Raw genomic sequence first — 14,946 nt, 5'->3', positions numbered from 1 at the left:
CCGCTAGTGCGCAGCCGCGCCGGAAAAGTCGCGGGGCAATTTGGTTTCGGCGACCCGCACGTTGCGAATGCCGGCCGGCGTGTTGCGGCTGCGGCCGACGAAGCGCGGCACCCCGTCGCTCACCACCGCGGCGACCGCGGGCACGTCGCCGTTGCGCAGCGCCGCGAGCGCGTCGTCCTGCGAACCACCCGCACAGGCGTCGATCAGCACCACGTCGGCATCCTTGCCGGGCTTCAGAAAACCATTGTCGAGCCGATACGTCGTCGCATTGTTTCCGGTCGCGGCCGCGATTGCCTGTTCGGGTGGCATATCGCCGAGGCTCGCCAGATGGCTGATGGTGTACAACATGCCGAGCGGCATGATCCCGCTGCCGGTTGGCGTGTCGGTGGCGATCAACAGCCGTTCCGGTTGGCCGGCCTCGTCGAGCAATTTCGCGGTCAGCAGCGCCGTGCGCAGATTGCCGGCCGTACACAACTGCAGCGCGATGCTGCTTTCATTCACCAGCCGCGCGAAGCCGTGTTCCGGCATCGCCACCGGGCCGCCATTGACGTGGAACGAGACGGTCGGGTTCGACTTCAGCACGTGTTCGGCCCAGATCCCGGAGGATCCTGGAATCGATGACCCACCGGTGTGCATGGTCGTCACCATGCCGCGCTCGCGCGCCGCCAGCATCAGCGGCGCATAGTCGAACGGGGAACCGAAGGCGCCGAAGCCGGCCTTTGCCAGCCACACCCCGGCTTTCACCAGCTCGTCGAGATCGGCCTCGGTGAGACCCGGCTCGAGAATGATCGAGCCGGCATGCACCCGCATGCCGCCCGGCCGATAGTCCAGAAAACAGCTGCGCGCCGCCAGCGCCAACGCCTTGACGCCGGCCGGATCCTTGGGTCGCCCCGGCGTGTGCACCTCAGACGCCGTGATTGCGGTAGTGGTGCCGCCATGCACGTAGCTTTCGAGATAGCCGACCACGCGCTGCCGCGGCGTGTAATCGCCGAAGGTGATGTGCACATGGCTGTCGATCAGCCCAGGGATTGCCGTGGTCCCGGCGGCGTCGATCACCACATCGGCGCCGGACACCTGCTCCGACGACAACGTGCCGACCGCACTGATCCGGCCATCCTGCATCAGGATGGCGTCACCCGCGGCAAACGGCGCTTTCAGGTCGCCTGTGACGATGGTTCCGATGTTGACGATCGCCGTTTTCATTGGCTAACCCTTGAGGCCATTGCGCTGAACCACCTCGTCGTGGGTCAAACCACCGACCCGCGCATTGATGCGGCCATGGCTGGCCATGCAGAAGATCACCGCAATTTCGTCGGCCATCGGGGTGTCCTGCAGGGCGATGGTCATGCCGTCGTAGTGCGAGCGCACATAGACATCGTCCTTGTGATTCATCGGAATGTCGATCGCACAGCCCGGCGTCGCCATCTTCACCATCGACGAGATCCAGGCCTTGCCGCCTCCGATCGCCTCGCGAAGCGGGTTGGCGTAGGCGGTGGTGATCAGCGCGCTGGCGTGCTCGGCCTCGCCGTTCAATCCGACCAGCGCGCCCTTGCCGTAGCCTTGCACCTGGTAGGACCCGAGCGCGGCCACCGCCATCTCCCCCATCATCGTGCCGAGCCCGACGCTCGCCTCGATCAGCGGGCCGAGATCGGCCACGTAGCGACCGGCAAACGGATTCTCCAGCACCACAACCGCGGCGACCTTGCGAACCGGCGTGTCGACCCGCCGCCCGGCCGCTTCGCTCTTATCTTCGATCAACAGATAGGTCCTGCGGATGTTCAACTGCATCTGATGTGACTTTCCAAGGCTTGACAGCGGGTCGCAACCAGATACCAATTTGTCAGACAATCTGTCAATCGAGGCATCCGCAAATGCAGACCAAAGGTCAAGCAGTCCTATTCTCCGAAATGACTCCGGCGGCAGAATGGACCGATCGATTCCACTCCTGGTACGATACGCACCATATACCGGTACGGATGGCCTGCCCTGGTTTCGTCAGCGCGCAGCGCTACCAGCGCCAGGACCGCACGGGTTATCTCGCGGTCTACGAGATGGACGATGTCGGCGTGCTGTCGAGCGAGGCCTACAAGTTCATCAAGAACAACCCGTCGGAGGAAACCGCCTTCATGCTGGCCAATGTCGCGGGATTTACCCGCTACCTTGCCAGCGAGACGTCGGCGCAACCCGCGGCTCGCGGCGTCGCAGCGGCGCTGGACGCCCCGGTTCTCTACAGCGTCTGTTTCAACGTCCCCGCCGAGGCCGCCGCGGAGTTCGACGCCTGGTACGAGACGGAACACATTCCGCTGTTGATGGAATGCCCAGATTGGTTGATGGTGCGCCGAATGCTCGTTACCGATGGCTTTCCCGAGATCCACACCCACATGGCGCTGCATTACCTTGCGGACGCAAAGGCGCTGCAATCTCCGGCGCGGGACAAAGCCCGGGCTACGGCGTGGCGCAAGCGGCTTGCGGAGCAATACTGGTTTCAAGCGAGCTACGCCGTGTTCGAGCGATGGGGGCAGCGGCAAATCGGCCAACGATAGAAGACAGCATGACGGCTCACGATCTCCGGATATCGCCCAAGACGGTTCAACAGCAGATCGTCGAGAAGCTGCGCGCCGCAATCACCGATGGAATGTTTGCGCCCGGCGATCGATTGATCGAGGCCGAGCTCTGCGAGATGCTCGGCGTCAGCCGGCCCTCGATCCGCGAGGGGTTGCGCAGTCTGGAAGCGGAACGGCTGATCGCCATCATTCCCAATTGCGGGCCGCATATTCCGATTCTGACGCCGGAGCACGCCGCCGAGATCTATCAGGTGCGCGCCCTGCTCGAGGGCGAGGCCGCATTCATCGCCGCCAGACGTGCCACCGCGGACGATCTCAAAGCGATGCGGGCGTCGCTTGTCGCGTTCGGTCGGTCGATCCGCGCCCGGGACATGCCGGGTAAGATCGCCTCGACGGCAACGTTTTACGGTCACATCCTGCGTCTGTGCGGAAACCGGATCATTCAGGAGACGGTGTCGGCGTTGTTGGCGCGGATCAACTTTCTGCGCGCGCATTCGATGTCGCAGCCGGGACGCGCCAAGCACAGCCTGCAGGAGATGAAAGCGATCTACCAGGCGATCGCAACCAAGAACGGCGCCGCCGCCCGCGGCGCTGCGGTCAAACACGTCGAGCATGCTCACCTCTCGGCGATTGCGGCGTTCGAAACGCTGAACGCCCAGACAATGCCGCGCGGCCGTCCGCGCGCCCGCAGAGCGACGGCTGCGAGCGCGGCTATCTCAGCGAACCGACGGCCCGTTGCGGCGAAGAGTTCCTAGGCGCTTCGGCCGGGGACCGCCGCACCGGGGCAAGCCCGAAGCCGGCGTTAGGACGGCTCGATGTCGACCTCGGGCAGGCTCAGGGCGCGATCGACCAGCGCGCCGGCGCGCTTGAAGTCGTAGCTGCGGAACATGTTCATCTTCACGATGAACGACGCGCCGCCGTAGAACTTCTCATACTGCTGATGGCGGTTGCCGAATTCGGTACCGATGAAGTCCCACGCCATCCGCATCAACGCCACGCGATCTCGGGCGCCCATTTTCGACGATCGATAATAGCGCTCGATGTCCTTGGCGGTCTCCGGATTTTCGAAATCCTTGACCGACGACGGCAAGGTGATCATCGCAGCGCCGGTCAGTTCGCGCACGATGTCGATCATCCGCGGATTGATTTCGCCCTGCAACGCCATCACCGCATAGAGCATGCTTTTCGACGGCCACAGCACCCCTTCGTCGTCGACGGTGGCGAGTGCCTCTTGCGACAACAGCATGCCCTCGACGATCGACGCCAACGCGGCGAGTTCGCCCATCTGCACCATCACCGGCGGCGCGCCGTCGTTGCCGGTGGCTTCATTCATGCGTTTGGCCATGCCGAGCAGGAACCGTAGTTTGGTCGAGAACCGGGCCTGCGCCTGATGGTTGCCGTAGGTGTGCGACGGCGTCTTCCACCACTGGTCGCGGCATAGCTCGATGTCGCGATAGATGAAGACGTGATCCCACGGCACGAACACGTCGTCGAGCACGACGAAGCTGTCGGTTTCGTCGAACCGGCTGGTCAGCGGATAATCGTAGGAACTGGTCGCCTGGGTGGCGAACGCCCGACGCGAGAGCAGCCGAAGGCCGGGCGAACTCATCGGAATAGCGACGCTGATGGCGTAATTCTCGTCGCCGGGCTGCAGCGGGTGAATGCTGGACAGATGCAGATAGTCGGCGAATACGCCACCGGTGGCGAGCTGTTGGCCGCCCTTGATGATGATGCCGCCCTCGACCTCGCGAACAACGCCGGCATAGAGATCCGGCTCGGACTGGTTGCTGGCCGATTTGCTGCGGTCGATCTGCGGCGGCACGATCGCGTAGGAGACGTAGAGATGATTGTCGCGCAAATGCTTGTAGAAGTTGACCACGCGCTCGGCGTATTGAGCGCCAGATTTGGCGAACACCGAGGGCTTCGCGGCGTAGCCGGTGAAAAAATTCGCCACGTGGTCGGGGCTGCGCCCCATCAGGCCGAACGACAACTCAGCCCATTTTTCCGCGGCGATGCGCTTCGCGGTGAGGTCCGCCACCGTTTTCGGGATCTGGTAGCAGCGCAACGCACGCAATCCGGTCTCCGGCTCCAGATAGGTCATGATCTCGAGATTTTCGGGCGCGAACGCGAAATCATACAGCGAGGCGAGCTGCTTCGCCGCCTGGCGGAATGCCGGATGACGCGACGGATCCGACACCCGCTCGCCGTCAACGAACACCGCGCGCGGCGTGGCGGCGAGGGTTGCGAGAAAATCAGCGCCGGTGCGAAATCCAGCATTTGCTTCGAGGGCAAGCGGCCCGGCCGTTTGAACGTTCACCGACGTCTCCATTGATTTATATATACAATATGTACATAAATATGGTAGATGTCAATTGCCGAAATCGGCTGCGGGCGGCTCGCTTATTCCGCAATTCCATCAACGTCCGCCGCGATGTTCGGCGATCCACCGGGATCCCGTGCATCGCAAGAACCCTTCCAGCGGCCCCACCCGTCGCATGATTGGAGACTGGTCATGACCATCGAGCCTCGAGCGTTCCGTGATGCGCTGGGTCTGTTCCCGACCGGTGTCGCGGTGGTCACCACGCGGTCCAGCAACGGCGAGCGGATCGGCGCGACCGTCAGTTCCTTCAACTCGGTATCGCTCGATCCGCCGCTGATCCTGTTCAGCATCGCGCGCAACGCCAAGGCGTTCGACGCCTGGGCCGGCGCGTCGCATTTCGCCGTCAACATCCTGACGGAATCGCAAAGCGAGGTATCGAACCGCTTCGCGCGCGCGCTCACTGACAAGTGGGATGGCATCGAGGAGTCGGCCGACCTGGCGCGCGCGCCGCTGATCCCGTTCGCAAACGCCTGTTTCGAGTGCGAGTGTCATGCCCGGCATGACGGCGGCGATCATCTGGTTCTGATCGGACGCGTCATGTCCTACACCGCCACGTCAGTCGAGGCTCCGCGACCGCTGCTGTTCTATCGAGGCCGCTATCGCAAGCTCGATCCCGACGCGAAAATCGATACGCCGCAAGGCGTCGATTATTTGCTGCACGGCTGGTAGCCGGCGAGCTGTGACTGACGCGCGCGCATGACCGCTGGAATTGCCGGGGATGCGTTGCACGTTCAGGTTCAGCAGGGCCCAAACCCAATAGTTCCAATAGAGCCAGTTCAAGCTAAGGTGGCGCCCGCCATTTCGGTATGAGGGTCTAGAAGTTCTCGAGCCAAGGCCTCAACTCGATTTCCCAAGTCCACGCGCTGCGGTGTTGGTTGACGACGTGCATGTAGCTCTGGGCGATCGCGTCGGGATCGAGATAGCTGTCGTCCGCCGCGTGGCCGCCTTCGACGCCTCCGGCCGTCGCCTTACGCACGCCTCCATCGATGACAAAATGCGAGACGTGGATTCCTTTGGGCGCGAGTTCTCTGGCCATCGACTGCGCCAGGCCGCGCAAGGCGAACTTACCCATCGCGAACACGGCGGACTGCGGATAACCCTTCACGCTCGCCGACGCGCCCGTCATCAGGATGTTGCCGGCCCCATGGTGCAACATCCGCTTCGCGGCAGCCTGACAGACGAGAAAGCCCCCATAGGCTGAAGCGAGAAGCGCGGCGCGGGCCTGATCGGGGTCGACCTCGACGATCGGCCCCGGCGCTCGCGCCGAGGCGTTGAACAGGCACACATTCAGTCTTGGGAACTGCCGGTCGATCTGCGCGAAGAGCTGATCGACACTTGCAGGATCGGCGACGTCGCAGACGTGCGTCGTGGCCTTTAGGTCAGCCGCCAGGGCCGCGATTTTGGCCGGATTTCGCGACGCCAACGCGATCTCATAGCCCTCGCCGGCGAGCAGCCGTGCAAACGAGGCCGAGATGCCGGCCCCGGCGCCGACGATCAAAGCTGTTCTGGTCATGAATGGGTCCTCCTCTCCTGATGCCCCAGGCGCCGGCCGCTTCGCATGAACGGATCGGTCGTGTGCGCTTGGGGATGCTACGTCAAAGTCGGAGATCCAATTCGTTCCCCGGCTTGCGGTCGGGAACGCCGCGTCAGGCCGCGCTCGAACGCTTCAGTTGATCGAGCACTGGCAACACGTCCGAAGGCTCCGGCCGGCGCGTATAGTCCGGATTGATTTCCGCATAGGCGATGACGCCGTCCTGCCCGATCACGTATCGCGCCGGCATCGGCAGCGTCCAGCTGTCCTCACCATTGAAGGCGACGAGATCGGCGCCGAGCTGCTTGTGGACCGTCTGCAGGTCTTCCGGCAGGTGCCAGCGGATTCCGAATTTCGCGGCCAGTTCGCCGCCCTTGTCGCCGACGATGGGGAAGCCGAGCTTATTGGTGCGCTGGGCTTTGCGGCTGTTAGCGGCTGTCTGCTGTGAGACAGCAACAAGAGATGCACCGCGCGCTTCGATTTGAGACCGAGCCTCCTCGAGCGCCTGAAGGTCGAGATTGCAGTAGGGGCACCAGGCGCCGCGATAGAAGGTCAGGACCAGCGGACCTCTGGCCAGCAGGTCCTGCGACGACACCAGCTTGCCGTCCGGATCGGGTAGGGCGAAGGCCGGAGCGCGGTCGCTGGCGTGCAGAGCACGGCCAGCCTGACCCGAAGCGATCAGGTCGTCGGTGACGCGGTGCATGACCGCCACGACGTCGGGCGGCGCCATTTCGGTTTCGAATTTGGTCTTGAGGGCATCCAATTTGTCTTGAAGGGACATCGCTTTTTCCTCGGTTGCGGCGCATTTGCGTCCTGTGACCGGGAAAGTGCTCCATCCAAATCAAAGCCGGTAGACGGGGATAATGGCTTTCAGTTATCCATCTTGGCCATGAATGATCACCTCTCGTCGTTGCGCCTGTTCGTTCGCGTCGCCCGGCGGGGGAGCTTCTCGGCCGGGGGGCGCGAGCTGAATATTCCTCAGCCGACGGTGTCCCGCGCGATTGCGGCGCTCGAGCGCAAGATGGGCGCAGCTCTGTTCACACGCACGACACGCGCGGTCACCCTGACCGAAGCCGGCGCCGACTTCCTGGCACGGGTCGAACCGCTTCTCGGCGCGCTCGACGAAGCCGAATACGCGGTGCGCGGGACCGGCGAACTCCGCGGCGTTTTGCGGATCGGCCTTTCATCCACCTTCGCGATCCGGGAGATCGCGCCGCGCCTGCCAGTTTTCATGGAGAAGCACCCCGCGCTGCGGGTCGAGCTGCTGGCCGACGACATGCGGCAGAACTTCGTGAATGAGAGCATCGATATCGGGCTGAGATTCGGCACGCTTCCGGATTCGACCGCAGTGGCCCGTCGTATTGCGGCATGGCCACGCGTGATCGTCGCTTCGCCGGCCTATCTCGAACGGTTCGGCGTTCCCCAGACGCCCGCCGACCTCGCAGCGCATTCGGTCATCGTCGGGCCGTCGCGGCTCGGCCCCGCCTGGACGTTCCGCAAGAACGGCAAGGCCACGTCGGTGCGCGTGGGGGGCCGGCTGACGGCGACCGTCAATGAAGTCGCCACAGCGGCCGCTATTGCCGGCCTCGGCCTGACCTCGATGGCGAGCGTCGGTTGCCGAGGCGAGATGGAGAACGGCTCCCTCGTTCGGGTATTAGCCGACTGGGATATGGGGTCGGTCGAACTGCACGCAGTGTTTCCGGACGGCAGAGGCGCCAAGCCCTCCGCACGGGCCTTCGCCGATTTCCTTGTCGCCGAATCCGCCAAATGGCCGGCTGCCTAGGCCAGCAGCCGCATCCCTTGCTGGGATTTCAACAATATAAGGTCGGCTCGATTGCGGCGCTGTCTATTCCTGGTCCGGGCAGCGCTGCTCGGCGCCGCCGTCGTGCTGCGATGACGCGCGATTGACGCTGGTTCGGTCCGGGCCGGACGAAATGGGTACCCGCTCCAGATAATCGCGATGGATCGCCTGCACGGTCCTGCGCTCGTCGAATTTGACGCGCCAGCTGCTCGGGCTTCCCTGGCCGACGATGACGCCGCGCCGGTCGCCGTATTTTGGATGACGCTCGCGGCCCAGGGGGCTCATGCGCACCCGCACGCCCCGGAACAGATCCAAATCATCGGGTTGATCCTTATCCGTCATGCGGTAGGGCCTGTTGCCGGCGCTGTCTGGGCCCTCTCGGGCAGGATAAGTTGGCCAAGCCATCGCCAGAGACCCCCACCAAAGACGGCAATGCCGGCAGATGTGACCGCAGCTGTCGCACCTTCGACGTCACCGCGAGGGCAGGCCTGGCGCGCCGGCAGGAGGATATCGGACGTCACGAGCGTCGTTGCCCGTGCCGCCGCGGGTTCCCTGCCGCCTGCACGCGCTCCGGCGGCAATGGCAAAAATCATCGGCGCCTGTAGAAACATCGGTGGAATTGCCCCACAATCAGATAAAACCTAATAGTCATTGACTGACCCATAAGTCAATGAAATTGATCGGATGGAAACTTAGTGGCATTGCGATGTGGAATCCGCTCCCAGCGGAAGGCGGAACGACCGGCGGAAATTCTCGAGGCCGCGTTCGAGGAATTCGCCAAGAACGGCTATGTCGCCACTCGGATCGAGGACGTGGCTGCACGCGTGGGCGTGACCAAGGGCACGATCTATTTCTATTTCGGGACCAAGGAGCGCGTCTTCACCGAGATGGTGCGCTTTAAGTCGCAAGCTCTCTTTCCCGATCTGGAAAAACACGCCGCGACGCTCACAGGGTCATATGCCGAGCGATTGAACGCGATGATGATCTTCATGTATCAGCGCATCTCCCAGGATAGGTCGTCACGCGAAGTTCTGCGTTTTCTGATTTGTGATGGATTCAGGTTTCCCGATCTCGTCGACAAGCATTATGACGAATTCATCCACCCGATGCTGCAGCGTGTCCGCGACCTGATCGACGGCGGGATTGCCGCCGGCGAATTCCGCGCGTCCCCGGCCACGCTCTCCGCCGAAATTCTGATCAGTCCCTCATTGCTGCTGAGTGTGTGGTCACTGATGTTCGGCACGCGACGCGCGATCGACATCGAGTGTTTTACCAAGGCGAGCATGGATATGCTGATGAACGGCATCGCGCGCACCGATTGATACGAGCGTCGTATTCGCACCCGACCGCTCTCTCTTGGTCCCTTTGCTTCTGGTTTCCGTAACCGGTTTCGGCTGCCCTGCCGCCTGCCACCCGGCGGCTCGGGACGTGATCGCCGGCCAAGGCGTGGCGTCCTGATACCACTACTGATGGTGCCGCGCCGGCCGCCGCTGCGATTATAGTCCGCCCCGCCGCGTTGCAGCGCACCAGCCGGCGCCGCTGTTGAAACCGCTTAAGCCTAATTGCAACTTGGCTCTATTCGATTTCGCCGGCACTGTTACGATGTCGACGTTACGGCTGGTATCGATCCCTTTATCAAAGGTATGGAGGTATTATGCGCTCATCTACCATGATGTTAATATCCGCCTTCATCATTGTTGCCGTCCTTGCCGTTGCCACGCGCGAGGGTGGTTCGCGGGCTGGCCTGATCGAGTCGGCCGCCGCCGCGGCGCCAGCAGAGGCGCCAGCGCCGGTTCCTCCGCCGATCACGTTCCGTGCCGTGGTCTCCTCGTCATGTGCCGCCGACGGTTGCCCGACGACGTGTTCGTCCGACGAGGCCCTGGTGTCGGCGATCTGTATCGGTCCCACCAGCGCCAAATTCAGCGACCGGTTGACGGTGGCGGATGGCCAGATGACGGCCGGCTGCGGCCCGACATCGAGCCAGATAGTCGTCTCCTGCGCGCGCAAGTGACGCCGCAAAACAGCAAGTGGTGGATGTCTCGGATCGGCAGGCTGACCGGGGCATCGCCAAATCAGAACCAAAGGCTATTCCGATGCAAAACTGGATTATCTTATTCGCTGTCGCGCTATTGATTGTCGCCGCCGCTGCCGCCGGACCGATGGCACCGGTTGTGGTGTTTCTGGCGTTCTGGATCACCCTATACCTGTTGTGGGCGCGCCAACTCGGCTTCAAGGACGCATGGGCCAGTTTTGGCCTCCACCGTCTCAAGCCGCCATTGTGGAACAGCGAGAACCGGCGACACTTCGCGCCGTTCCTGGAGGATCAGGACAAGCTGGTGAAGTCGGCCGCGGTTGCGCTCGGGCTGATCGCGCTGGGGTTGATGATCCCGCCGGCTTTCGTCCGGATCATCGCCGTTGTCGCCCTGATCTGGTACATCTCCGAGATCTACCGGGCGCAACGGGTCGCTGACCGGCTCGACAATGCCCGGTTCAATTAGCGCGCGATCCCGGAAATCGGATGCGGGTTTCGGATCACGCGCGAAGATCAGCTGCGGCGCGACGAGACGACAATCATCCCGCCGCGGTCTGACGCCGGGCGTCAGCGTTGCGCCAGTGCCCCGGCGGCCGTGACGCGGCCGCCGATCATAGCCCCAGGAGATCATGATGGCAGACAAGGATTCCTCCGACGTCATTCTCAACTTGATGAGCAAGAATCTCGAGCAGGCGCGTGGCGCGATGACCAACTATCTGCAGTTCATCGAAAAGAGCCTGTCGGTCGCTCCGATGGGCAGCAGCAGCCAGGCCACCACGCTGAAGGGCTATGTCGACCGCAACGTCGCGGCGACCTTCGATTTCTCCGAGAAGATGATGCACGCCAAGGATTTTCAGGATGTCGCGCGGATCCAGACCGAATTCCTGCAGGCCCAGTTTCGGGTGCTGACCGATCAAGCCAAGGACGTCGTCGAAATGACCAAGCCGACCATCATCACCCCGCGCAAGTGATCGGGAGGGCCGGATGTATGGAGTCCTATCGATGAAGAAGATTGCCGGGATCGCAGCTATCGTGCTGGTGGCCTCCGCCGCCTCGGCGCAGCAGGGCCGTCCGCGCCACGACCCCGGCTGCGCCCGCGACGTCTCGCGGTTTTGCCGCGCGCTGATGGATCAAGACGACATGGTGATCCTGGCCTGCCTGCAGCAGCATCGCGCCAAGCTGAGCAAGAGCTGCGCCAAGGCCTTGGCCGACCACGGCCAATAGCGAATTCGAGCGAAGCGAAAACGCGTCAAAACAACATTCCAAAGCTGCGGTTCTGATCGATCAGAATCGCAAATGCTCGGCGCCGCTCAGGATGGGCCGCCGCTGACGCCGGTCACCGGCACCACCTCGATTCCGGCGCGGTCGGGCGAGGCGTCCTTCCAGCGCACCGATCCGAACGGACGCTCCAGCATCCGCCGCACCTGGATCGGGTCCGGGCCGAGATGAAACGCGATGGCGCGCTGATGCAGCTCGCGATCGGCCTGGGTCGAGCGATTGCGCTGGCGTAGATAATCCAGCCAGGTCGGGCAGTGATAGCGCTCCGTCCACAATTCCGGATTGGCGATATCGCGGGCGATCGACCAGCCATAGGCACCGTTGCGCTGGCGGCTGAGTTGCACGTCCTGCATCACATTGTGAAACGCGCGGGCGTGATCCTGATCGACTCGGTACTCGATCTCGACCACCAGCGGGCCGCTGCGCCCGGTCAGCGCCAATTGCACCTCCGGATCGGCCAGCACCGCGGCGTCCTCGGTGCGCGAGCCGACCGGCGGCATCCGCAGCCACAGCCCGAGCAGCGGAGAGGCGAACATCGTCGCGGCCGAAATCAGCAGCGCCTGTTCGACCCCGAGCTGGTCAGTGACATAGCCCCAGCCCCAGCTGCCGATCGCGATGCCGCCGGCAATCGCGGCCTGGAACGCCGCCAGCGCGCGGCCCGCCACCCAGCGCGGCGCCGACAGCTGCACCCCGATGTTGAACAAGGCGATCGCCGCCATCCATACCGCCCCGGCGACCACCAGCGCCGCGGCGGTGATCAGCGGCGAGCTGCTGACTGCCATCACGGCGATCGCCGCGCCCATGATCAGCGCGCAGCCGCGCACCGACGCCTCGGCGCTGAGCCGCTTGCGCATGATCCCGATATTGAGCGCGCCGACCACCGCGCCCATTCCGAACGCGCCCAACATGATGCCGTAAGTCTGGGCGCCGCCCTGCAGCAGGTCGCGGGCCACCAGCGGCATCAGCGCCGAAATCGAGCCGCCGGCGATCCCGGTCGCCAGGGTTCGCGCCAGCACGATCCGGATCGACGGCGAGTTGGCGATGTAGCGCACCCCGGAGACGATCGCCCGGTTCAGCCGCTCGCGCGGCAGCCGCGACACCTCGCTTTGCCGACGCCACAGGAACAGCACGATCAGCAGCGGCAGATACAGCACCGCATTGGCGGCGAAGGCCGCCACCGCGCCGGCGGTCGCCACCACGATGCCGCCGATCGCGGGGCCAAAGCTGCGCGCGATATTATAGCTGATGCCGTTCAGCGCCACCGCCGACGGCAGCGTTTCGGGCGGCACCTGTTCGCTGACCGAGGACTGCCAGGCCGGACCGAACAGCGCCATGCCGCTGCCGACGACAAAGCAGAATGCCAGCAGGATCTCCGGCGTCACCAGCCCGATTTGGTTCAGCACCGTCAGGGCGGTGGCGCCGGTCAGCGCGATCATCAGCGCCACCAGCGCCACCACGCGTCGGTCATACATGTCGGCGATCGCCCCGGCCGGCATCGAGATCAGCATGATCGGCAACATCAAGGCGGTCTGCACCAGCGCCACCTTGTCGGCCGACGGGGTCATCAGCGTCATTTCCCAGGCCGCGCCCACGGCCAGGATCATCAACCCGAGATTCGACAGCAGGCTGGCCAGCCAGATCCGGCGGAACAGCGCGTGACGCAGCGGCGCGGCGACGCCGTCGGCCGCGAACTGCCTTCGCCCTGGAGTTTCCGCCATGCCGTTTCCACCCAATGTCGTATCGACTCGCCGCTATCCGATTCCCGACGCTGCCTTAGTGATGCCCGTGAAGCCGCCGCGCTGTCCAGTGCTTACGGCGCGCCTCGGCCGCGGCATCCGCGCCTGCCGGGGCGCCCGGTTCCGACGTCTTGAACGCGCGGGGAAGCGACCTGATATGAATACAAACCGCCAACCGGCGTCCCTGATCCGTAGCGAGGCCGCCCGTGAGCATCGCCGAAGCCCAAGCTCGACAATCCGACGCGGTGCCGCGCGCAGCGCTGGTGCCGCCGAGCCCGCCGCGGGCGCCGCCGGGCATGTCGACGCTTGGCCAACTCGCGGCGATGCGCACCAGCGCGATCGAAACCTGGGGCCAGCAGGCCTATGAGGAGGATGTGATCAAAGGCCGGTTCTTCGGCCATGGCAGCCTCATCCTCAACGCGCCGGATGCGATCCGGCATGTGCTGGTCGATAATTACGAGAACTACACCCGCACCGCGGCCGGCATTCGCGTGTTGCGGCCGATGCTCGGCGAGGGCCTGCTGCTGGCCGAAGGCCGCGCCTGGAAACACCAGCGCCGGACCCTGGCGCCGGCCTTCACGCCGCGCGCGGTCGGCATGCTGGTGCCGCACATGATCTCGGCCGCCGACGAGGCCATCGCCGATCTCGATCGGCGGCGCGACCGCCCTGTCGATCTGCGCGAAGCGATGCAGCTGATGGCGCTGGAGATCGCCGGACGGACGATGTTTTCGTTCGGGATGCAGCAGCATGGCCGCACGCTGCGGGACTTCGTGATCGATTACGGCATTCGGCTGGGACGGCCGCGCTTGCTCGACCTGCTGCTGCCGCTGTGGTGGCCGACGCCGCACGATCTGTCGCGCGCCGTGTTCCGCAAGCGCTGGGTCCGCTTCGTGGCGATGCTGATCGCCGAGCGTCGCGCTGCCGGCAAGAACGAGGGCGCGCCGCCGCGCGACCTGTTCGACCTGACGGTGGCGGCGCGCGATCCGGAAACCGGCGCGGCATTTTCCGACGATCAGCTTGGCGACCAGGTCGCCACCATGATTCTGGCCGGTCACGAGACCACCGCCACGGCGCTGTTCTGGGCGCTGTATCTGTTGGCGCTCGATCCGCAGACCCAGGAGCGGGTGGCGACGGAAGCGCGTGCCGTGTCGGGGGGAGGCGCGCCGCAGCTCGAGCGCCTGCCGTTCACCCGCGCGGTGCTCGACGAAACCCTGCGGCTGTATCCGCCGGCCTTTCTGATCGCGCGGGCCGCGGCGGGGCCGGACCAGGTGGCCGGCATGACGCTCGCCCGCAACGACATCGTGCTGATTGCGCCGTGGCTGCTGCACCGGCATGAGAAGCTGTGGCGAGAGCCCAACGCCTTCCTGCCCGAGCGCTTCCTGCCCGGCGCGCCGCCGCCCGACCGCTTCGCCTATCTGCCGTTCGGGGTCGGGCCGCGGGTCTGCATCGGCGCGCATTTCGCCGTGGTGGAAGCGACGCTAGCGCTGGCCCGGCTGATCGGCACGTTTCGGGTCGAACTGGTCGACCGCGCGCCGGTGTTGCCGCTCGGCGTCGTCACCACCCAGCCGGATCGCTCGCCGATGTTCCGCATCAGCCGGCGTTGACGCATCGTCATCGGATTGCA

Annotated in this window: 17 protein-coding genes; 10 read left to right on the top strand and 7 right to left on the bottom strand. The window is 64.5% G+C overall.

The genetic code is table 11. The features are described from left to right. Positions 1 to 3 precede the first annotated feature (3 nt). Entirely contained in the window at positions 4 to 1,203 is a 1,200-nt protein-coding gene (locus tag RBJ75_RS19300; protein WP_044411031.1) for an amidohydrolase family protein, read from the bottom strand. A gap of 3 nt (positions 1,204 to 1,206) precedes the next feature. Then, on the bottom strand, positions 1,207 to 1,788 hold the full coding sequence (locus RBJ75_RS19295) for an amino acid synthesis family protein (RefSeq protein WP_052628923.1): 582 nt from the start codon (positions 1,786 to 1,788) through the stop codon (positions 1,207 to 1,209). Between the two features lie 83 nt (positions 1,789 to 1,871). Between RBJ75_RS19295 and RBJ75_RS19290 the strand changes: the two genes are divergently transcribed. Beyond that, positions 1,872 to 2,543: a DUF4286 family protein gene (locus tag RBJ75_RS19290; protein WP_044411029.1), complete on the top strand. Its 672-nt coding sequence runs from the start codon at positions 1,872 to 1,874 to the stop codon at positions 2,541 to 2,543. An 8-nt stretch (positions 2,544 to 2,551) separates the two neighbouring features. Further along, positions 2,552 to 3,319: a GntR family transcriptional regulator gene (locus tag RBJ75_RS19285; RefSeq protein WP_080901021.1), complete on the top strand. Its 768-nt coding sequence runs from the start codon at positions 2,552 to 2,554 to the stop codon at positions 3,317 to 3,319. Between the two features lie 47 nt (positions 3,320 to 3,366). Here the strand turns inward: RBJ75_RS19285 and RBJ75_RS19280 are convergent, their stop codons facing one another. Then, positions 3,367 to 4,881: a 4-hydroxyphenylacetate 3-hydroxylase family protein gene (locus RBJ75_RS19280; protein WP_044411037.1), complete on the bottom strand. Its 1,515-nt coding sequence runs from the start codon at positions 4,879 to 4,881 to the stop codon at positions 3,367 to 3,369. A gap of 48 nt (positions 4,882 to 4,929) precedes the next feature. Between RBJ75_RS19280 and RBJ75_RS19275 the strand changes: the two genes are divergently transcribed. Next, positions 4,930 to 5,613: a flavin reductase family protein gene (locus tag RBJ75_RS19275; RefSeq protein WP_317528518.1), complete on the top strand. Its 684-nt coding sequence runs from the start codon at positions 4,930 to 4,932 to the stop codon at positions 5,611 to 5,613. A gap of 145 nt (positions 5,614 to 5,758) precedes the next feature. Here the strand turns inward: RBJ75_RS19275 and RBJ75_RS19270 are convergent, their stop codons facing one another. Beyond that, positions 5,759 to 6,457: an SDR family NAD(P)-dependent oxidoreductase gene (locus RBJ75_RS19270; RefSeq protein ID WP_044411027.1), complete on the bottom strand. Its 699-nt coding sequence runs from the start codon at positions 6,455 to 6,457 to the stop codon at positions 5,759 to 5,761. 133 nt (positions 6,458 to 6,590) lie between these two features. Continuing rightward, positions 6,591 to 7,256, bottom strand: coding sequence for a peroxiredoxin-like family protein (locus RBJ75_RS19265; RefSeq protein ID WP_044411024.1), 666 nt, complete (start codon positions 7,254 to 7,256; stop codon positions 6,591 to 6,593). Positions 7,257 to 7,364: 108 nt separating this feature from the next. On the opposite strand from RBJ75_RS19265, the gene RBJ75_RS19260 reads away from it, so the two are divergent. Further along, positions 7,365 to 8,258, top strand: coding sequence for a LysR family transcriptional regulator (locus RBJ75_RS19260; RefSeq protein ID WP_044411022.1), 894 nt, complete (start codon positions 7,365 to 7,367; stop codon positions 8,256 to 8,258). 63 nt (positions 8,259 to 8,321) lie between these two features. Here the strand turns inward: RBJ75_RS19260 and RBJ75_RS19255 are convergent, their stop codons facing one another. Continuing rightward, positions 8,322 to 8,618, bottom strand: coding sequence for a hypothetical protein (locus tag RBJ75_RS19255; protein WP_044411019.1), 297 nt, complete (start codon positions 8,616 to 8,618; stop codon positions 8,322 to 8,324). Positions 8,619 to 8,971: 353 nt separating this feature from the next. On the opposite strand from RBJ75_RS19255, the gene RBJ75_RS19250 reads away from it, so the two are divergent. The 5 genes from RBJ75_RS19250 to RBJ75_RS19230 all read left to right on the top strand — a co-directional run bounded on the left by RBJ75_RS19250 (position 8,972) and on the right by RBJ75_RS19230 (position 11,532). After that, entirely contained in the window at positions 8,972 to 9,598 is a 627-nt protein-coding gene (locus tag RBJ75_RS19250; protein WP_044411012.1) for a TetR/AcrR family transcriptional regulator, read from the top strand. 332 nt (positions 9,599 to 9,930) lie between these two features. Continuing rightward, entirely contained in the window at positions 9,931 to 10,287 is a 357-nt protein-coding gene (locus tag RBJ75_RS19245) for a hypothetical protein (RefSeq protein WP_276156568.1), read from the top strand. Between the two features lie 82 nt (positions 10,288 to 10,369). After that, positions 10,370 to 10,774, top strand: coding sequence for a hypothetical protein (locus RBJ75_RS19240; RefSeq protein WP_044415969.1), 405 nt, complete (start codon positions 10,370 to 10,372; stop codon positions 10,772 to 10,774). Between the two features lie 166 nt (positions 10,775 to 10,940). After that, positions 10,941 to 11,279, top strand: coding sequence for a phasin family protein (locus RBJ75_RS19235; protein WP_044415973.1), 339 nt, complete (start codon positions 10,941 to 10,943; stop codon positions 11,277 to 11,279). Between the two features lie 31 nt (positions 11,280 to 11,310). Continuing rightward, entirely contained in the window at positions 11,311 to 11,532 is a 222-nt protein-coding gene (locus tag RBJ75_RS19230) for a hypothetical protein (protein WP_044415967.1), read from the top strand. An 86-nt stretch (positions 11,533 to 11,618) separates the two neighbouring features. Here the strand turns inward: RBJ75_RS19230 and RBJ75_RS19225 are convergent, their stop codons facing one another. Then, positions 11,619 to 13,304 carry an MFS transporter gene (locus RBJ75_RS19225; protein ID WP_044415965.1) on the bottom strand — a complete coding sequence of 562 codons (1,686 nt, stop codon included), beginning with the start codon at positions 13,302 to 13,304 and terminating at the stop codon, positions 11,619 to 11,621. A gap of 224 nt (positions 13,305 to 13,528) precedes the next feature. Between RBJ75_RS19225 and RBJ75_RS19220 the strand changes: the two genes are divergently transcribed. Further along, complete coding sequence (locus RBJ75_RS19220) at positions 13,529 to 14,926, top strand: cytochrome P450 (protein WP_044415963.1); 1,398 nt, start codon at positions 13,529 to 13,531, stop codon at positions 14,924 to 14,926. The last annotated feature ends 20 nt before the right edge of the window (positions 14,927 to 14,946 follow it).

This window comes from Rhodopseudomonas sp. BAL398 (assembly GCF_033001325.1).
GTDB lineage: Bacteria > Pseudomonadota > Alphaproteobacteria > Rhizobiales > Xanthobacteraceae > JARJEH01.
Note: the sequence above shows the minus strand (reverse complement) of the source record. Positions and strands in the feature narration are given on the sequence as shown.